Source organism: Brevundimonas sp. GW456-12-10-14-LB3 (assembly GCF_059424365.1).
The window spans coordinates 46,756-64,923 of record NZ_JBWKZJ010000004.1 but is presented as its reverse complement, the minus strand read 5'-3'; the positions used below and the strand labels follow the sequence as shown (position 1 = coordinate 64,923).

Below are 18,168 nucleotides of genomic sequence, written 5' to 3'. Positions count from 1 at the left end.
CATGCGCAAGGCTCTCGCCAGCCTCATTCTCTTTTGTCTGGCCTCGCCCGTTTCGGCGCGGGCACAGGCTGATGGAGATTTTGAAGCTATGGCGGGAGCTTGTGCTGCCTTTCTGGCTGATGGTCGATTCCCGGCCTTGATCGATGAAGGCGCGTTCTTTGAACAGAGAGGTTTCAAAGGCGCGGCTTCTACCGTCAAGGCCGATGAAGTCTCCCGCACCTACACCCGTTCCGGCACGCCGATCGATCCCGTTCGGATCATGGTCGGGCGTCCGGCCGAAACGGGTAGGGAGACCTGCTCTATTTTGGACCTGAATGGGCCGGAAGCGGGGGACGAATTCATCGCCAAGACGCGCGCTCAGGCAGACTGGGCGTTCAACAGCGAGTCAAACGACGGCAACGGAAAGGGCGTCCTGTTTGAGAGGAACGCTGGCGGGGCCGTGATCTATCTGGCGATTTGGGGTACGGGTGCGGCTTACCCGGTTTCCATCGCCTCCTATCAAATCGGAACATCGGACTGATGGCTGGCAAACTCAACTTCTCCCTCGTCTCGCCGGAACGCGAGGTCTTCTCCGGCCTCGTGGACCAGGTGGACGCGCCGGGCGTCGAGGGCGACTTCGGCGTCCTGCCGGCCCACGCCCCCTTCATGACCGCCCTGCGCGAGGGCCTGGTGACCGTCTATGTCGGCGGGACCAGGACCCAGTACGACGTCAAGGGCGGCTTCGCCGACGTCAACGGCGAAGGCCTGACCATCCTGGCCGAACAGGCGACTGAGGTCGTCGCGGCCTGATCCTTTCTCAGGCTCGTAAAGAGTGAGGCCTCCCGTTTCGGCGGGGGGCCTTTTTCTTTGCCCTCTCCCGCTTGCGGGGGAGGTGTCGCGTCGATCGCGAAGCGATCCAGCGACGGAGGGGGAGGTTTCACTCCGGAAGAAGACTTCCCCCATCGTCAGCCGTCTCGCTCCGCTCGACGAGCTGACACTTCCCCCGCAAGCGGGGGAAGGGCTAGAACGCCTCCATGACCGAAGCTCTCGATATCCACGGCGTCTGCGATCCGCGTTTCGCGGCGGTGAAGGACGTTTTCGCCGCCAACTTCACTGACGCGCCCGAGGGGCTGAACGAGGCGGGGGCGCGGTTCTGCGTGATGATCGAGGGGGCGCCGGTCGTCGATCTGTGGGCGGGGCACGCCGATACGGCCAAGACGGCGCCCTTCGCCGAGGACACCCTGACCCCCGTCTTCTCGACCGGCAAGGCGGTGATGGCCCTGTTGATGGCCACGGCGGTCGAAGCGGGCAAGGTGGCCTATGACGAGAAGGTCTCCCAGATCTGGCCCGCCTTCGGCCAGGCCGGCAAGGACAAGGTCACGGTCGCCCAGCTGATGAGCCACCAGTCGGGCCTGCCCGGCTTCTCGGAGCCGGTGGAGCCGTCGCTGTGGTTCGATCCGGCGGCGGTCAACGCCCGGCTGGCGGCCCAGGCGCCCATGTGGGGACCGGGAACGGCCTCGGGCTATCATCCGGTCACGGTCGGCTATCTGGCCAATGAGGTGTTCCGCCTGACGACGGGCCGGACCATGGGCCAGGCCCTGCGCGCAGACTTCGCCGATCTGGACCTGTGGATCGGCCTGCCGGAGGACCAGCACGGGCGGGTGGCCCAGATGCGCAAACCCTCGGCGGCGCCCAGCCTGGGGACCATCGACCCCATCAAACAGGCGGCCTTCCTGGACCGGGGCTCGGCGCCGGGCGGGCGCGGTTCGGCCGAATGGCGCAAGATGGAGATCCCCTCGGCCAATATGCACGCCACGGCGGCCGGCCTGGCGCGGATGCTGGGCGTCGTGGCCAATGAGGGGATGCTGGACGGGCGAAGGGTGCTGTCCAAGGGCGTGCTGCGCGACCTGACGCGCGAGCGGATCCACGGTCAGGACAAGGTGCTGCCCTATGTGATCAGCTGGGCGGCGGGCCTGATGCGCAACGACGGGCTGAACGTCTTCGGACCGGGCGAGTCCTTCGGTCACTACGGCTGGGGCGGGTCCATGGCCATGGCCGATCCGTCGCGTCGCCTGTCGGCCGCCTATGTGATGACGCGCCAGTCGCCGCACCTGATCGGCGACCCGCGCCCCCGGCGCCTGCTGGACGCCCTCTACGCCGCGGTCTAGACGGTTTCCGACAGGACGACCGCGCGTCGGGCGGCGCGCGACCGCTGCGCCGCGCCCAGGGCGAAGACGCCCGCTCCGGCCCAGATGAAGCCGAAGGAGACGATCCGCAGCGGGGTCAGGGGCTCGCCCGCCCAGACGCCGCAGGCGAACTGCAGCGTCGGCGCCAGAAACTGGATGAAGCCGACGGTGGACAGGGGCAGACGCCGCGCCGACCAGGCGAACAGCACCAGAGGAATGACCGTCGCCGGTCCGTTGACCAGGGCCCAGGCCAGTCCGGCGGGCGAGGAAAAGCCGGTCGCCTGCCCATGGGCCGCCAGCCAGGCCAGGAACAGGGCGCCGAACGGCATCAGCACCAGACATTCGACGAACAGGCCGGTCTGGGCCGAGGCGGGCACGCGCTTTCTGATCACCGCATAGGCGCAGAAGGTGACGGCGAGCGTCAGTCCGATGATCGGCACATGGCCCAGGGCGACGGTCTGGACGGCCACCCCCACGGCGGCCAGGGCGATGGCGACGCCGCTCCAGCGGTCGATCTTCTCGCGGAACAGCAGGGCCCCTGCGGCCATGTTCAAGAGCGGGTTGATGTAATAGCCGAGGCTGGCCTCCAGCGTCGCATGATGGGTGGTGGCGAAGACATAGAGGCTCCAGTTGACCGCGATCATCGCCGCCGACAGGGCCAGCCAGCCGAAGACGCGCGGCGTCGCCAGCGCCTGTTTCGCCTCGTTCCACTGTCCCGCCAGCAGCAGGACCAGACCCGCCACGAAGACCGACCAGACCGCCCGGTGAGCCAGGATCTCGGGCGCGCTGAAGCCGTGGGCCGCCAGGGCCATGAACAGCAGGGGCAGAAGACCCCACAGGGTGTAGCAGGCGATGGCCGTGCCGACCGCGCGGGGATCGTTGGGGGAGGGGGAGGCGGTCATGGGATCCTTCATCCCCGCCGTCATCCTCGGGCTTGACCCGAGGATCGGGCGCGGCGGGCGCCTGTGCGTCGCTCGTTCGCACCGGCGGCGGAACATCCGGTCCTCGGGTCAAGCCCGAGGATGACGGGGTGGAGCGTCAGACGGTGATCGAACGATACCCCGACGACGGCTTGATCGTGCCCGTCTCGTCCAGCAGCTGGGCGATCTGGACGGCGTTCAGGGCCGCGCCCTTGCGCAGATTGTCGGACACCACCCAGAAGCTCAGGCCGTTCTCGACCGTCGGGTCCTTGCGGATGCGGCTGACGTAGACGGCGAACTCGCCGGCGGCGTCGACCGGGGTGATGTAGCCGTCATGCTCCTGCTTATCGACGACCAGCACGCCCGGCGCCTCGCGTAGGATGGCGCGGGCCTCGTCCGGTTCGATGGGGCGATCGAACTCGACCGTCACCGCTTCCGAATGGCCGACGAAGACCGGCACCCGCACGCAGGTGACCGTCAGCTTGATGTTCGGATCCAGCATCTTGTGGGTCTCGTCCCACATCTTCTGCTCTTCGTCGGTATAGCCGTCCTCGTTGAAGGCGCCGATGAAGGGGATGACGTTGAAGGCGATCTGTTTGGGGAACTTCTTGGGCGTGGCGTCGCCCAGGCCGTAGATGGCCTTGGTCTGGTTCCACAGCTCGTCCATGCCTTCCTTGCCGGCGCCGGACACCGACTGATAGGTCGAGACCACCACCCGCTTGATTTTGGCCGCGTCATGCAGGGGCTTCAGCGCCACGACCAGCTGGGCGGTCGAGCAGTTGGGGTTGGCGATGATGTTCTTCTTCTTGGCGTCCTTGACCGCGTCGGGGTTCACCTCGGGCACGATCAGCGGCACGTCCGGGTCCTTGCGGAAGGCCGAGGAGTTGTCGATCACGATGGGGCCGGCCTTGCCGATCCTTTCGGACCACTCCCGCGACACCGCGCCGCCGGCCGACATCAGGACGATGTCGACGGATGCGAAGTCGAACTGTTCGATGTCCTGGCATTTGACGGTCCGGTCGCCGAACGAGACCTCGACCCCCTTGGACTTGCGCGAGGCGATGGCGTGGATTTCATCGACGGGGAAGTTCAGCTCCTCGAGGATGTTCAGCATTTCGCGGCCCACATTGCCCGTGGCCCCGACGATCGCGACGCGATAACCCATGATGTTTGGTCCTTCGGACGCGCTGACGCTCGGCCTGCGGGGCCCTGCTGCTTCAGCGCGAAATAGAGGGGAGAAGCGTCCTGCATTTAGGCGTTCGCAGCCGCGAAGCAATCGCTTTTCGGCGGATGGGGCTTTAAGAACGCCGCCATGACCTCCCGCATCCGAAACGCCTACGACATCCGCGTGGACGAGGGCGTTCTGTCGCCCGATCCGGCTCAGGCCGAAGTCCTGCTCGCCCTGGAGCGGCTGGAGCGGGATCTGGCCCGGCGCGGCCTGTTCGGCCGCCCGCCCGAGGTGAAGGGGATCTACCTCTACGGCCCGCCGGGGCGGGGCAAGTCCATGCTGATGGACCTCTTCTATTCGGCCACGCCCGAGCCGCGGAAAAAGCGCGCCCATTTCCACGCCTTCATGGCCCGGATCCACGACCTGGTGCGCCAGTGGCGCGAGGGGGACTCCAAAAGCCGCAAGACCGTGTTCGGAACGCACAAGGGCGACGATCCCATTCCGCCGATCGCCAAGCTGATCGCCTCCGAAGCCCGGCTGCTGTGTTTCGACGAGCTTCAGGTGACCGACATCGCCGACGCCATGATCCTGGGTCGGCTGTTCGAGGCCCTGTTCGAGGATCGGGTGGTGCTGGCCGTCACCTCGAACCGGGCGCCCGAGGACCTCTATAAGAACGGCATCAACCGCCAGCTCTTCACCCCCTTCATCGACATCATCCGCGACCGCTGCGAAGTGGTCCAGACGGCGGGCGCGCGCGACTGGCGGCTGGACCGGCTCAGCTCAGCCCAGGTCTGGCACACGCCGGACGACCGCGCCGGGTTCGAGGCCCTGTGGCGCGAGTTGAAGGGCGGGGAGCCGGAGGAGCCGACGCACCTGACCGTCCTGGGTCGCGACGTCGTGGTGGAGCGGACCGTGGGGGCCATGGCGCGGGCGAGCTTCGCGGACCTGTGCGGCCGGCCGCTGGGGCCGCAGGACTATCTGGCGATCGCCGAACGGTTCCATACCCTTTTCCTGGAGGATGTGCCGATCCTGGGGCCCGCCAACCACCATGAGGCGCGCCGTCTGGTGACCCTGGTGGACGCCCTCTATGAGGCCAAGACCAAGCTGATCGTGCTGGCCGCCGCCCGGCCCGAGGCCCTCTATACCGAAGGCGTTGGGGCGTTCGAGTTCGAACGCACCGTGTCACGCTTCAACGAGATGCAGAGCAGGGACTGGCTGGCGCATGTGAGGGAGTAAGCGCAGACCCTCTCCCGCTTGCGGGAGAGGTGGGCCGGCGTCCGCGCAGCGGACCAGGCTCGGAGAGGGAAGTCTTGCTTGGCCGAAAGACGACTTCCCCCATCGTCAGGCGTGTCGCTGCGCGCCACGACCTGACACTTCCCCCGCAAGCGGGGGAAGGTCTGAGCATCCCAAAGAAAAGGGCCGCAGATCGCTCTGCGGCCCTTCGTCATCGAAATCAAGATGTGGCTTACGCCAGCGAGGAATCGATGTCCTTGCACGCCTGGATCAGGCCCTGGACCGAGGCGACCGACTTGGCCAGCATCGCCTTTTCGTCGTCATTGGTGGTGAACTCGACCACCTTCTCGACGCCGTTCGCGCCGATCAGGGCCGGGACGCCGACGTAGAGGTCGGACAGGCCGTATTCGCCCGACAGCCAGACGGCGCAGGGCAGGACGCGCTTTTCGTCCTTCAGATAGGACTTGGCCATGGCGATGGCCGATTCAGCCGGGGCGTAGAAGGCCGAACCGGTCTTCAACAGGGCGACGATCTCGCCGCCGCCCTTGCGGGTGCGCTCGACGATGGCGTCCAGTTCGTCCTGGCTCAGGAAGCCGGCCGAGACGGCGTCCGGCAGGGGCAGGCCGCCGACGGTCGAGTGGCGCACCATCGGCACCATGTCGTCGCCGTGGCCGCCCAGGGTCCAGGCGTGGATGTCCTGAACGGACACGCCGGTCTTTTCAGCCAGGAAGTAGGCGAAGCGCGCCGAGTCCAGCACGCCGGCCATGCCGACGACCTTCTCCTTGGGCAGGCCTGAGAACTTCTGCAGGGCCCAGACCATGGCGTCGAGCGGGTTGGTGATGCAGATGACGAAGGCGTTGGGGGCGTGTGCCTTGATGCCCTCGCCGACAGCCTTCATGACCTTCAGATTGATGCCGATCAGGTCGTCGCGGCTCATGCCCGGCTTGCGCGGCACGCCGGCGGTGACGATGCAGACGTCGGCGCCCGCGATGTCGGCGTAGTCGTTGGCGCCCTTCAGGGCCACGTCCGAGCCGAAGACGGCGGTGGCTTCGGCGATGTCCAGCGCCTTGCCCTGGGGGGTGCCTTCGGCGATGTCGAACAGGATCACGTCGCCCAGGGCTTCACGGGCGGCCACGTGGGCCAGGGTGCCGCCGATCATGCCGGCGCCGATAAGGGCGATCTTCGCGCGAGCCATGGATGTCTCCGGTTATTGCGTGTGCGAAAGGGGATTAATCGTGCGGGCGGTCTAGACCCGCAAGGGCGACGCTGCAAGGCTGGCCGACGTTCGATCAGGAGCCCCAATGACCGACTTTCGTCCAGACCCCGCCTTCGCCGCCGGCTCCATCGCCGCCGCTGAATGGCCGCTGTGTCATGTGCGGCTTCAGGACGACGCCCGCTTCCCCTGGCTGATCCTGATCCCGCGCGTCGAGGGGGCGGTGGAGCTGGAGGACCTCAGCCTCGAACAGCGGGCCGTGCTGATGGAAGAGACCGTGCGGGCAGGCGCGCTGGTGCGGCGACTGGGAACGGTGGAGAAGCTGAACGTCGGAGCCATCGGCAATGTGACGGCCCAGCTGCACGTCCATGTGGTGGGCCGCCGCCGCGACGACGGCCTGTGGCCCGATCCGGTCTGGGGGCGAGGACCGGCGGTTCCCTATGCGGATGATGGGCGGGCGCGGCTATTGGATTTGATCGCGAGCGGGTGAGCCGCAGCGCGCCCTCAGATGATGTCCAGCGGCGTCTCCCGCGTCGGCGGGGGAAAGGCTTCGTCCAGGCGGTGCAGGTCCTCGGCGTCGAACTGGATCTCCAGGGCGTCGGCGTTGGCCTCCACGTGCTCGACCGAGCTCGCCTTGGGGATGGCGATCACCCCGTCCTGGCGCAGGACGGCGGCCAGGGCCACCTGGGCCGGGTCGGCGTCGTGGCGGTCGGCGATGTCGCGGATCAGCGGGTGGTCCAGCAGGCCGCCGCGCCCCAGGGGCGAATAGGCCATCATCGGCATGTCGCGCGCCTGCATCCAGGGCAACAGGTCGAACTCCACCCCGCGCGACCCCAGATGATAGAGCAGCTGATTGGCCGCGCAGTCCTCGCCGCCTTCGATCTCCATCAGCCGCTTCATGGCGCGCAGGTCCAGGTTGGACACGCCCCAGCGGACGATCATCCCTTCATCGACCAGTTCCTGGAAGGCGGCGACCGTCTCCTCCAGGGGGACGCGGCCCTCCCAGTGCAGCAGATAGAGGTCCAGCCGGTCCGTCCCCAGCCGTTCCAGCGACTTTTCGCAGGCCAGCATCATCTTCAGTTCGGAGGCGTTCTCGGGTCGGACCTTGGACACCAGAAAGACCTCGTCGCGACGGCCGGCGATCACCTCGCCCACCAGCCGTTCGGAGCGGCCGTCGCCGTACAGTTCGGCCGTGTCGATCAGGGTCAGGCCCAGGTCGATGCCGCGGGCCAGGGCCTGCTGTTCGGCGTCGCGCCGGGCGGGATGGTCGCCGATCTCCCACGTCCCTTGGCCCAGGGCGGGAACGGTCGTACCGTCGGAAAAGCTGACGAGGCGGGTCATGTCGGTCCTGTTCCATTCGCGGCGAAAGGCCGCCTTGGCTTGGGTATGGAGAGGTTGAGATGCGTACCCGGCTTATCAAGACCGACGGCCTTGTCCAACAGGTGCTGGAGGCGGGGTATGAACAGCCTAACGCGCCCCTGGTCCTGCTGATCCACGGCTTTCCCGAACTGGGGATCAGCTGGCGGGCCCAGGTCGAGGCCCTGTCCCTGGCGGGATACCATGTCGCGGCGCCGGACATGCGCGGTTACGGCGGTACGGACAAGCCCAAGGGCGCCGCCGCCTGTTCGATCCTGCATCTGGTCGGGGACATGGTCGATCTGGTGCGGGCCCTGGGAAAGTCGAGCGCCGTCGTCGTGGGCCACGACTGGGGCGCGCCGGTCGCCTGGCACTGCGCCCTGCTGCGGCCCGATCTTTTCACGGCTGTGGCCGGCCTGTCCGTGCCCTTCCAGCCGCGCCGACCCCAGGGACCGCCGACGACCGTCATGGCGGTTCTGTCCGAACGGGCCGGTATGGGCGACCTCTATATCAACCGGTTCCAGGCGGCCGACGCCCATCGGGCGCTGGAGGCCGATCCGGCGACGACGCTGAGGAAGCTGTTCTGGGTCTATGACGGGGCCACTCCGGCGTCGAAACGGGCTACCGGCTTCATGGCGCGGGGCGTCGGCCTGCTGGACAGTATCGATGACGCCGCCGACCTGCCGCCGTGGATGAGCCCGGCCCATTTCGCCGAATATGTGGAGGCCTTTTCGGCCGGCGGCTTTGACGCCCCGCTGAACTGGTACCGCGCCATCGACCTGAACTGGTCGCTGACGGCCTTTGCGCAGGAGCAGCGAATCCTCCAGCCGGCCCTGTTCATCGTCGGCGAGAACGACCCGGTGCGTCACTACGCCGGATCGGCCGAGGCGGGGCTGAAGGACTGGGTTCCGAACCTGAGCCGGTCGGTGGTCGTGCCCGGCGCCGGTCACTGGATTCAGCAGGAGAAGGCCGAGGCGGTGAACGCCCTGCTGCTGGCCTTTCTGAAGGATCTGCCGGACGCGGACGGGGGCCAGACGTAAGCCTGCGTTAACCTTGAAGCCGCAAGTCTGCCGTAAAGGTCGGGGACGGTGCCGCGAACCTCGGCGGACCCGCCGACCCGTCTTCTCGCCGTTCTCGGAGCCCCCCATGCATCGCCGCCAAATGATCCTGTCCGGCCTGGCCACCGCCGCTGGGGCCTCGTCTCTGGGCGCCTGCGCCTCGGCGCCGGCCAATCCCAACTATCCGATCAGCTCCGACAATTCGGCGCCCGCCTACACCTTCGACGAACTGGTCGCGGCCGGGTCCAAGGAGCTGGGCATCGCCGCCGAGGTGGTGGGCGGGGCGATCGAGCGGGTCTTCGCCGACCAGGGCGATCGCCCCACCGCCTATATCGCGGGTGAGGAAGGCTCCGGCGCCGTGGTCGTCGGCGCCCGCTACGGCCGCGGCGCCCTGCATATGAAGGACCTGTCGGCCTCTCAGGAAGTGTTCTGGCAAGGCGCCTCGGTGGGTTGGGACTGGGGCGGCAACGCCAGCCGCGTCTTCACCCTGGTCTATGGCCTGTACCATCCGGACATGATCTATCGCCGCTTTCCGGGCGTCGAAGGCTCGGCCTATCTGATCGCGGGCCTGGGCGTGAACTATCAGCGGGCCGACGGCATCACCCTGGCCCCGATCCGCACCGGCGTGGGCCTGCGCCTGGGCGCCAATGTCGGCACCATGAGCTACAGCCGCCAGCGCAATCTTCTGCCCTTCTGAACCGGCCTTGAGCCCCGACCCTATTCCTGCGGAATGGGGTTGGTGCGGGGGTCAGGGCCGTTGGTGACGACGCGGTCGCGGTCGCCCAGATCCTTGACGATCTTGACGTCCGCAAAGCCCTCCGCCTCGAACAGGGCCTTGACCTGCGGGCCCTGGTCCCAGCCGATCTCGACCGCGAAGACGCCGCCGGGCTTCAGGATGCGCCGGATCTCGGGGGCCAGGTCGCGATAGGCCTGCAAGCCATCGGGGCCGCCGTCCAGGGCCAGGTGCGGGTCGTGGTCGCGCACCTCCGGGTCCAGGCCGGAGATGTGGTCGGTCGGGATATAGGGCGGGTTGGACAGCACCAGGTCAAAGCTCGCGTCGCCGAAACCGGCCGCCCATTCCGTGCGCAGGAAGGTGGCGCGCTCGTTCAGATCCAGATTGGCGGCGTTCTCCTTGGCGACCGCCAGGGCCTCGGTTGAGATGTCGGTGCCCACCCCCTTGGCCGCCGTCCGCTCGGCCAGCAGGGCCAGCAAAATGGCGCCCGAACCCGTGCCCAGGTCGACGGCGGTGAAGGCCTCGTGCCGGGCGAAGGCCAGGAGGGCGACGTCCAACAGGGTCTCGGTGTCGGGCCGGGGGCTGAGGACGTCGGGGGTGACGTTCAGCATGATCTTCCAGAAGCCCTTCTTGCCGACGATGCGCGAGACCGGCTCGCGGCGCAGGCGGCGGTCGATCATGGCCGTATAGGCGGCCTGCTGCTCGGGGGTGACGATCCGATAGGGGTCGGTCAGTATGTCGGTGCGGCTGGCGCCGGCGGCGGCCTCCAGCAGCAGGCGGGCGTCGATGGCCGGGCTGTCGATGCGGCCGTCCTTCAGTCGGGCCTGGGCGGCCTTCCACACGGTCAACAGGGTCGCGGCGCCGTCGGCGGGCTTAGGGGAGAGGGGCTCGAGGGTCATGACGGCTGATTGGCCCTTCGCACAGGGGATTTCAAGCGCGACCGGGCGCCGTGGCCTGGGAACGCGGGGGGCGGCTTCGCCGTTCGCCTGCTGATGTTCAGGTTCAGATCTTCGCCGCAGCCCCGTCGCCGTCCCTGGTGGAGGTTCGTCGCCGCCGCCCTGGGCGGCCTGACCGCCGGGGCGGGCGCGGCCCATCTGCTCTACACCCAGGGGCATAAGGTGGGGGTGGAACTGCGCCCCAAACGCCCCGAACCCCTGCCGCCCAAGCCGCCAACGCCCGAAGACTATGAGGCCAGGGAGCCGGGCCGGGGCCGGCTGGCCAGACGGCCGGAACAGATTCCGCACAAGGGCTGGATCGACATACTGTGGCGGACGGGCGGCTCCTATTTCGGCGACCGGGTCGGTTTCGTCGCGGGGGGCGTGACCTTCTTCACCCTCTTGTCCCTGTTTCCGCTGCTGGGGAGTTTCGTCACCCTTTACGGCCTGTTCGCCGATCCGGCCGACGCCTGGAGCCGGCTGCAGTTCCTCTATGCCGTCATGCCCGACAGCATCGCCCAGTTCCTGGGCGGAGAGATGGAGCGGCTGGCCCGGAACTCCAGCGGCCAGCTGACCTTCACCCTGATCTGGACCCTGGCCCTCTCGCTGTGGACCGCCAACGGGGCGGTCAAGGTGCTGTTCTACGGGCTGAACGTCGCCTATCACGAGGTCGAGCGGCGCAACATCGTCCGCTATAATCTGCTGTGCATGGGCTTCACCATCGGGGCCATTCTGGCCCTGTTGCTGACCTCGGCCCTGGTCGTCGGGGCGCCGGTGGTGATCCGGCTGTTCGGCCTTCAGGAGGAATGGGGCCTGTTCGCCCTTTTGCGCTGGCCCCTGCTGCTGGTCGGCTATGTCGCGGCCCTGACCCTGATCTATCGGTTCGGCCCCTGTCGGCAGAAGGCGCGCTGGCGCTGGCTGACGCCGGGCGCCCTCTTCGCCGCCTTGCTCAGCCTGACCGTCTCCTTCCTCTTCAGCTGGTATCTGACCAACTTCGTCCGCACCGACTCCTACGGCCCCCTGGCGGCCATTATGGGCTTTCTGCTGTGGACCTGGCTGTCGGTGCAGGTGATCCTGATGGGGGCCGAGCTGAACGCCGAGATCGAGCACCAGACGGCCATGGACACCACGACCGGCAAGCCTCAGCCGATCGGGGATCGGGGCGCCAAGGTCGCCGATACGGTGGGCGCGCGCCGGGGCAATCCGGCCGCCCTGGCCTTCACCCAGCGCCACGCCGAGGCCATGGCCGACCGGCTGACGCGCCGCCGCAGCCGCCGCGAGCGGGACGCGGCCGCTACAGAATGAAGCGGCTCAGGTCGACGTCCTTGGTCAGCAGACTCAACTTGTCGCGCACCGCCGCCCCGTCGAAGGTGACGGTCTGGCCCGCCAGGTCCGAGGCCTTGAAACTGGTCTCCTCCAGCACCCGCTCCAGCACGGTCTGAAGCCGCCGGGCGCCGATGTTCTCCACCGCCGAATTGGCCGCCACCGCCGCATCGGCCAGGGCCTCGATCGCGTCCTCGGTGAAGGTCAGGGTCACGTCCTCGGTGGCCAGCAGGGCCTGGTTCTGACGGATCAGATTGGCCTCGGGCTCGGTCAGGATCCGCTTGAAGTCGTCGCGCGTCAGGGCCTTCAGCTCGACCCGGATCGGCAGCCGCCCCTGAAGTTCGGGCAGCAGGTCCGACGGCTTGGCCACATGGAAGGCGCCCGAGGCGATGAACAGCACATGGTCGGTCTTCACCGGCCCGTATTTGGTCGAGACCGTGGTCCCCTCGATCAGGGGCAGGAGGTCGCGCTGCACCCCCTCGCGCGACACATCGGCGCCCGAGGCCCCCTGGCGCGCCGCCACCTTGTCGATCTCGTCCAGGAAGACGATGCCCTCGTTCTCGGCCAGGATCAGGGCCTCCTTGGTCAGGCTGTCCTGATCCAGCAGCTTGTCGCCTTCCTCGGCGATCAGGGGGGCGACGGCGTCGCGGACCGCCAGCTTGACCGTCTTGGTGCGGCCCCCGCCCATCTTGCCCAGCATCTCCGACAGGTTCAGCAGCCCCACGGCCCCGCCGCCGGGGATGTCCAGCCCCTGGATCGGGGAGGCGGTGTCGGCCAGGGCGATCTCGATCTCCTTGTCGTCCAGCTCGCCGGCCCGCAGCTTCTTCCTGAAGCTGTCGCGGGTCGCCGGTCCCGCGCCGGGCCCGACCAGGGCCTCCAGGATCCGATCCTCGGCCGCGCCTTCCGCCCGCGCCCGCACCTCGCCGCGCCGCCGCTCGCGCACCATGACCAGGGCGCTCTCGACCAGGTCGCGCATGATCTGATCGACGTCGCGGCCGACATAGCCGACCTCGGTGAACTTGGTCGCCTCGACCTTCAGAAAGGGCGAACCCGCCAGCCGCGCCAGCCGCCGGGCGATCTCGGTCTTGCCCACGCCGGTGGGGCCGATCATCAGAATATTCTTCGGCGTCACCTCGTCGCGCAGATCCTCGGGCACGCGCTTTCTGCGCCAGCGATTACGCAGGGCCACGGCCACGGCGCGCTTGGCGTCGTCCTGGCCGACGATGTAGCGATCCAGTTCGGAGACGATTTCGCGGGGGGAAAGGTCAGTCATGGCGCTCACATAGGAGGCCGAGAACCGTTGCGGGAGAGGGCAGGGCGTCGCGGCGCTGTTTCGCTAGACCGCCAGCCTCAACGCCAGGGCGGTCAGGGTGACGGCGAGGACGGGGAGGGTCAGGATCAGGCCGATCTTGATGTAATAGACCCAGCCGATGCGGACGCCCTTTCGGGCCAGGACGTGCAGCCACAGCAGTGTGGCCAGGGAGCCGATGGGGGTCATCTTGGGGCCCAGGTCGCTGCCGATGACATTGGCGTAGATCATGGCCTCGCGCACCGGGCCGGTCGCCGAGGAGGCGTCGATGGACAGGGCGGCGATCAGGACCGTGGGCAGGTTGTTGGCGACGGCCGACAGGGCGGCGGTCAGGACGCCGGTTCCGAAGGTCGCGCCCCAGACGCCGCCTTCGGCGAACCCGTCCATCAACTGGGCCAGATGGCGCGTCAGCCCGGCGTTGCCCAGTCCATAGACCACCAGATACATGCCCAGCGAGAAGATCACGACCTGCCACGGCGCCTCGCGCAGGACCTTGGTCGTGCTGATCTTCGAGCCGCGCCCGGCGACGATCAGCAGCACGACGGCGCCGACCGCGGCGATGGCCGAGACGGGAAGGCCCCGGGGCTCCAGAACGAAGAAGCCCAGCAGCAGCAGGCCCAGCACCAGCCAGCCGGCGATGAAGGTCGCCCGGTCCTTGATCGCGGTCTCCGGCCGGGGCAGGCGGTCCACCTCATAGGCCCTGGGGATGTCGCGCCCGAAGACGGCGAACAGGACCGCCAGGGTGGCGGCGACCGAGGCCAGGTTCACCGGAACCATGACCGCCGCATAGCGATCAAAGCCGATGTCGAAGAAGTCGGCCGAGACGATATTGACCAGGTTGGACACCACCAGCGGCAGGCTGGCCGTGTCGGCGATGAAGCCCGCCGCCATGACGAAGGCCAGGGTCGCCTTGGGTCCGTAGCCGAGCGCCAGCAGCATGGCGATGACGATGGGCGTCAGGATCAGGGCCGCCCCGTCATTGGCGAACAGGGCCGAGACCGCCGCGCCCAGCAGGACCACCAGGCCGAACAGCCGCCGCCCATGGCCCCCGCCCCAGCGACCGACATGAAGGGCCGCCCATTCGAAGAAGCCGGCCTCGTCCAGCAGCAGGCTGATGATGATGATGGCGACGAAGGCGGCCGTCGCATTCCAGACGATGCCCCAGACCACGGGGATGTCGTTCAGGGCCACCACCCCCAGCAGCAGGGCCGCCGCCGCCCCGCCCAGGGCGCTCCAGCCGATCTGCAGCCCCTTGGGCTGCCACAGCACCAGGACGATGGTGACGGCGAAGATCAGAAGGGCGACGATCATGGGGCGGATCCTGTCGCGGACCGGCGTCCGCAGCGAACCTGTAGCTTGCGCCGCGTCATATTTCCAGTATCTTGGAATAATGGAATCCGAACCCGCCATGCTCGCGCTTGCGGCCCTGGCCCAGCCCACCCGGCTGGAGGCCTTTCGCCTGCTGGTTCGCAGCGCGCCGGAGGGCCTGGCGGCCGGCGCGGTGGCGGATCGGCTGGCGGTGCCGGCCAATACGATGTCGGCCCATCTGGGCGTGCTGTCGCGGGCGGGGCTCATCCGCGCCCAGAGACGCAGCCGCTCGATCGTCTATCGCGCCGATCTTGATCGGCTGGGCGACCTGGTGCTGTTCCTGCTGAAGGACTGCTGTCAGGGCCGCGCCGAACTTTGCCAACCCCTGCTGGCCGAACTGGCCCCCTGCTGCGACTGAGGCCCCCATGGACGTCGTCATCTATCACAATCCCGCCTGCGGGACGTCTCGCAACACCCTGGCCCTGATCCGCCACGTCGGGATCGAGCCCCATGTGATCGAATATCTGAAGACCCCGCCCAGCCGGGCCCTGGTGGCGCAGATGGTCGAACGGATGGGCGGATCGGTGCGCGATATCCTGCGCGAAAAGGGCACGCCCTATGCGGAGCTGGGCCTGGGCGACCCCGGCCTGTCGGACGATCAGCTGCTGGATGCGATCGAGGCCCATCCGATCCTGATGAACCGGCCCATCGTGGTCTCGCCCCGCGGCGTGAAACTGTGCCGCCCGTCCGAGGCGGTGCTGGACCTGCTGCCGGCGGAGGGACTGAAACCCTTCACCAAGGCGGACGGCGAGGTGGTGATCGACGCCGACGGCCGCCGGGTCGGGGGATAGCAAAAAGGCGTCCTCCCGGATCGGAGGACGCCTTCAGGGTTTTTAGCGTGGGTCGCCCGTTCAGGCGGCCTTCCCGGCCTTCTTGGCGGCCAGCTTGTCCTGGTGGGCCTTCATGCCGGCTGAGATCAGTTCGGCGGCCTCGCCGGCGTCGCCCCAGCCCTTGACCGTGACCGACTTGCCCTTCTCCAGGTCCTTGTAGCGGGTGAAGAAGTGTTCGATCTGTTCGATCAGGATGGCCGGCAGCTGACGATAGCTGGCGATCTCGGTGTAATAGGGGTTCAGCTTGTCGACCGGCACGGCCAGGATCTTCTCGTCGCCGCCGGCCTCGTCCACCATCTTCAGCACGCCGATCGGGCGCGAGCGGATGACGCAGCCCGGCACCACCGGCGTCGGGTTCAGCACGATCACGTCGCAGGGGTCGCCGTCGTCCGACAGGGTATGGGGAACGAAGCCGTAGTTGCCGGGATAGTACATGGCCGTGTGCAGGAAGCGGTCGACGAACAGGGCGCCGGACTCCTTGTCCATCTCATACTTCACCGGCAGACCGCCTTGCGGGATCTCGATGATGACATTGATGTCCCAGGGAGCGTTCGGGCCGACCGGAATGGCGTCGAGGTTCATGGCGGGTCTTTGCTGCGACTGCGAAAATCTTGAAAGCGAGGGGTGATAGGACGGGCGGGCCGCCTGGGCAAGGGCGACGTGCGTTCAGACCCTTGCGCCCGGCGTCGGAGCGGGTTCACTAGGCGCCATGACCTGGATCGACTGGACCGCCCTGACCCTCTTTTTCGTCTGCTGGCTGGGCTATGGGCCGATCCTGAGATTCATCGCCCGGCACGGCGGCGCCCTGAACGAGGACATGGTCCATGTCCGCAATCGGTGGATGGCGGCCATGACCCACCGCGAGATCCGGCTGGTGGACAGCCAGCTGATGGGCCATTCGATCAATTCGGCCTCGTTTTTCGCCTCGACCAATCTGCTGCTGATCGCGGCGGTGGGGGGGATTCTGTTCGGCGGGGAGAGCAAGCTGGAAGGCTTCGCCGCCGTGGGGGCCGAAAACGTGCCGATCCGCATTCTGGAGGCCAAGCTGGCCCTGGTGCTGATGTGCCTGGCGCGCGGCTTTTTGGACTTCATCTGGGCCCTGCGTCAGATGAACTACGCCCTGGCCCTGATCGGGGCGGCGCCCGAGATCCAGTCCGAAACGGACCGCAAGGCCTATGGCCAGGCGGCGGGGGAGTTGCTGAACCCCGCGCTCAGCGCCTTCAGCCAGGGGGTTAGGGGCTATTATTTCGCCCTGGCGGCGGCGGCCTGGCTGTTCGGCCCGATGTGGCTGGCCCTGGGCGTGGCTTCGGCCTTCGGCCTTCTGATCTATCGCCAGGAGGCGTCGCCGGCCGCGCGCGCCATTCGCAACGCCCGCCGTCTGCTGGGAGAAGGCTGATCATTGTGCAGGCGCACAACGGGCTTCCCGCGCGGTGTGGCGCCTATGAGGCGAATTAGGACCGTAACCGCCGTAATTGCGTAACATCCTGTGACCGTCAGGACGCGCAGAGCCCTTGACCGTTTGTGCGTTGCAACCTAAGTTCTCCTCTGACGCCTCCGGGCGTCTTGCCCTTCCTGGGCGTTTCCTCCCTATAGACTTTCATGCCGCGCCTCCGGGCGCGGCTTTTTTTTTTGGCTGATCGCCGATAAGTCGCGCCGGCCTAAACGCCCCAGGGCTCAGAGCACAGGGCGGCGATGACGCGGGTCAGGGCCTTGTGCGTCTTCTGATAGGCGGCGTTGGGCGCCTGGCGGCCCTCGTCCAGATACAGACGGCGGTTCAGTTCGATCTGGACGGCGTGAAACCCCTCCTTCGGCCGGCCCCAGACCTGGGTGGACCAGCCCCCGGCGTAGGGGTGGTTCAGGCCCACCCGCCAGCCCAGCCCCTGGAACAGGTCGCGCAGCCGCCGCGTCAGCCGCGGATCGCAGGCGGCGCCGTGTCGGTCGCCCAGCACCACCTCCACCCCGGCGGCCCGCGCCGGCATCGAATGCCAGTCGATCAGCAGTGCGCGCCCCTGGCGGGCCAGGGTCTGACGCATCAGGCCCTCCAGCGCCTGATGATAGGGCCGGTGGACCGCCGCGATCCGGGCCTCCGCCTCGGCCCGCGACAGGCGCCGGTCATAAAGCGGCAGGCCGTCGCCGCTGCGGCGGGGGATGACGCCGTATCCGGCTCGGGTCTTGGCCCCGACCGCACCGTCAGCCCCTTCGATCAGTTCGGGGTCCAGTTCGGCGGGGTCACGGTTCAGATCCACATAGGCGCGGCCGATCCGGCCCTCGATCAGGGGCGCGCCGCACGCCGGCCCGGCCTGCACCAGGGCGTTGACCCGGGCGTCCTCCGCGCTCTTCAGACTGGCGTCCGCCAGGCCGGGGGCGGGCGCCATGTCCGCCGGATAGAGGTCGCCGGAATGGGGTGAGGCGAAGACCAGGGCCGTCTGGGGCGCGTCCGCAGGCGGCGTCGTGATCGCGAAATTGGCGCCGGCCGGGGTCATGTCCACCGCATAGCGCGTTTCGCTGTGGAAGGAAGTCGTGCGACCGGCGAATTTCATCGCCGGTTTACCGTTGT

At 68.0% G+C, this 18,168-nt stretch carries 20 protein-coding genes; 11 read left to right on the top strand and 9 right to left on the bottom strand.

From position 1 onward, the window contains the following. Position 1: 1 nt before the first annotated feature. From AC07XS_RS03095 to AC07XS_RS03085, 3 genes are all read left to right on the top strand, one after another. On the top strand, positions 2-520 hold the full coding sequence (locus AC07XS_RS03095; RefSeq protein WP_182713410.1) for a hypothetical protein: 519 nt from the start codon (positions 2-4) through the stop codon (positions 518-520). Next, positions 520-789, top strand: a complete 270-nt coding sequence (locus AC07XS_RS03090; RefSeq protein ID WP_054764641.1) for an ATP synthase F1 subunit epsilon — start codon at positions 520-522, stop codon at positions 787-789. The genes AC07XS_RS03095 and AC07XS_RS03090 overlap by 1 nt, the downstream gene beginning before the upstream one ends. A gap of 224 nt (positions 790-1,013) precedes the next feature. Next, positions 1,014-2,147: a serine hydrolase domain-containing protein gene (locus AC07XS_RS03085; RefSeq protein WP_182713411.1), complete on the top strand. Its 1,134-nt coding sequence runs from the start codon at positions 1,014-1,016 to the stop codon at positions 2,145-2,147. Here AC07XS_RS03085 and rarD read toward each other — a convergent pair. Next, positions 2,144-3,067, bottom strand: a complete 924-nt coding sequence (gene rarD, locus AC07XS_RS03080) for an EamA family transporter RarD (protein WP_182713412.1) — start codon at positions 3,065-3,067, stop codon at positions 2,144-2,146. The genes AC07XS_RS03085 and rarD overlap by 4 nt on opposite strands. A 136-nt stretch (positions 3,068-3,203) precedes the next feature. After that, entirely contained in the window at positions 3,204-4,250 is a 1,047-nt protein-coding gene (locus tag AC07XS_RS03075; RefSeq protein ID WP_054764643.1) for an aspartate-semialdehyde dehydrogenase, read from the bottom strand. A gap of 147 nt (positions 4,251-4,397) precedes the next feature. On the opposite strand from AC07XS_RS03075, the gene zapE reads away from it, so the two are divergent. Continuing rightward, positions 4,398-5,489 (top strand): cell division protein ZapE, encoded by a 1,092-nt coding sequence (gene zapE / locus AC07XS_RS03070; RefSeq protein WP_182713413.1) that lies wholly within the window; start codon positions 4,398-4,400, stop codon positions 5,487-5,489. A 229-nt stretch (positions 5,490-5,718) separates the two neighbouring features. Here the strand turns inward: zapE and mdh are convergent, their stop codons facing one another. Continuing rightward, positions 5,719-6,681 (bottom strand): malate dehydrogenase, encoded by a 963-nt coding sequence (gene mdh / locus AC07XS_RS03065; protein ID WP_182713414.1) that lies wholly within the window; start codon positions 6,679-6,681, stop codon positions 5,719-5,721. 106 nt (positions 6,682-6,787) lie between these two features. On the opposite strand from mdh, the gene AC07XS_RS03060 reads away from it, so the two are divergent. Further along, positions 6,788-7,189 carry an HIT domain-containing protein gene (locus AC07XS_RS03060; protein ID WP_182713415.1) on the top strand — a complete coding sequence of 134 codons (402 nt, stop codon included), beginning with the start codon at positions 6,788-6,790 and terminating at the stop codon, positions 7,187-7,189. Between the two features lie 14 nt (positions 7,190-7,203). On the opposite strand, the gene AC07XS_RS03055 is transcribed toward AC07XS_RS03060, so the two are convergent. Further along, entirely contained in the window at positions 7,204-8,040 is an 837-nt protein-coding gene (locus tag AC07XS_RS03055; protein WP_182713416.1) for an aldo/keto reductase, read from the bottom strand. A 59-nt stretch (positions 8,041-8,099) separates the two neighbouring features. Here AC07XS_RS03055 and AC07XS_RS03050 point away from each other — a divergent pair, with 59 nt between their 5' ends. Both AC07XS_RS03050 and AC07XS_RS03045 read left to right on the top strand, forming a co-directional pair. Continuing rightward, a complete protein-coding gene (locus AC07XS_RS03050) occupies positions 8,100-9,095 on the top strand; it encodes an alpha/beta fold hydrolase (protein WP_182713417.1) in 996 nt (331 codons plus the stop codon). Between the two features lie 106 nt (positions 9,096-9,201). Next, positions 9,202-9,810 (top strand): DUF1134 domain-containing protein, encoded by a 609-nt coding sequence (locus AC07XS_RS03045; protein ID WP_152949436.1) that lies wholly within the window; start codon positions 9,202-9,204, stop codon positions 9,808-9,810. 20 nt (positions 9,811-9,830) lie between these two features. Here AC07XS_RS03045 and prmC read toward each other — a convergent pair whose 3' ends face one another. After that, positions 9,831-10,745 (bottom strand): peptide chain release factor N(5)-glutamine methyltransferase, encoded by a 915-nt coding sequence (gene prmC, locus AC07XS_RS03040; RefSeq protein WP_182713418.1) that lies wholly within the window; start codon positions 10,743-10,745, stop codon positions 9,831-9,833. Between the two features lie 9 nt (positions 10,746-10,754). On the opposite strand from prmC, the gene AC07XS_RS03035 reads away from it, so the two are divergent. Continuing rightward, positions 10,755-12,086 carry a YihY/virulence factor BrkB family protein gene (locus tag AC07XS_RS03035; RefSeq protein WP_224761167.1) on the top strand — a complete coding sequence of 444 codons (1,332 nt, stop codon included), beginning with the start codon at positions 10,755-10,757 and terminating at the stop codon, positions 12,084-12,086. On the opposite strand, the gene hslU is transcribed toward AC07XS_RS03035, so the two are convergent. Together hslU and AC07XS_RS03025 are read right to left on the bottom strand one after the other, a co-directional pair. After that, positions 12,076-13,377, bottom strand: coding sequence for an ATP-dependent protease ATPase subunit HslU (gene hslU / locus AC07XS_RS03030; RefSeq protein WP_182713419.1), 1,302 nt, complete (start codon positions 13,375-13,377; stop codon positions 12,076-12,078). The genes AC07XS_RS03035 and hslU overlap by 11 nt on opposite strands. A 63-nt stretch (positions 13,378-13,440) precedes the next feature. Continuing rightward, a complete protein-coding gene (locus AC07XS_RS03025; RefSeq protein WP_182713420.1) occupies positions 13,441-14,724 on the bottom strand; it encodes an arsenic transporter in 1,284 nt (427 codons plus the stop codon). Positions 14,725-14,803: 79 nt separating this feature from the next. Between AC07XS_RS03025 and AC07XS_RS03020 the strand changes: the two genes are divergently transcribed. Together AC07XS_RS03020 and arsC are read left to right on the top strand one after the other, a co-directional pair. Then, entirely contained in the window at positions 14,804-15,139 is a 336-nt protein-coding gene (locus AC07XS_RS03020) for an ArsR/SmtB family transcription factor (RefSeq protein WP_054764653.1), read from the top strand. Positions 15,140-15,146: 7 nt separating this feature from the next. Next, complete coding sequence (gene arsC, locus AC07XS_RS03015; RefSeq protein WP_182713421.1) at positions 15,147-15,572, top strand: arsenate reductase (glutaredoxin); 426 nt, start codon at positions 15,147-15,149, stop codon at positions 15,570-15,572. A 60-nt stretch (positions 15,573-15,632) separates the two neighbouring features. Here the strand turns inward: arsC and ppa are convergent, their stop codons facing one another. Continuing rightward, positions 15,633-16,193, bottom strand: coding sequence for an inorganic diphosphatase (gene ppa, locus AC07XS_RS03010; RefSeq protein WP_054764655.1), 561 nt, complete (start codon positions 16,191-16,193; stop codon positions 15,633-15,635). Positions 16,194-16,320: 127 nt separating this feature from the next. On the opposite strand from ppa, the gene AC07XS_RS03005 reads away from it, so the two are divergent. Next, positions 16,321-17,007 carry a DUF599 domain-containing protein gene (locus tag AC07XS_RS03005; protein ID WP_054764656.1) on the top strand — a complete coding sequence of 229 codons (687 nt, stop codon included), beginning with the start codon at positions 16,321-16,323 and terminating at the stop codon, positions 17,005-17,007. Between the two features lie 262 nt (positions 17,008-17,269). Here AC07XS_RS03005 and AC07XS_RS03000 read toward each other — a convergent pair whose 3' ends face one another. Beyond that, on the bottom strand, positions 17,270-18,151 hold the full coding sequence (locus tag AC07XS_RS03000) for an N-formylglutamate amidohydrolase (protein WP_152949442.1): 882 nt from the start codon (positions 18,149-18,151) through the stop codon (positions 17,270-17,272). Between the last annotated feature and the right edge of the window lie 17 nt (positions 18,152-18,168).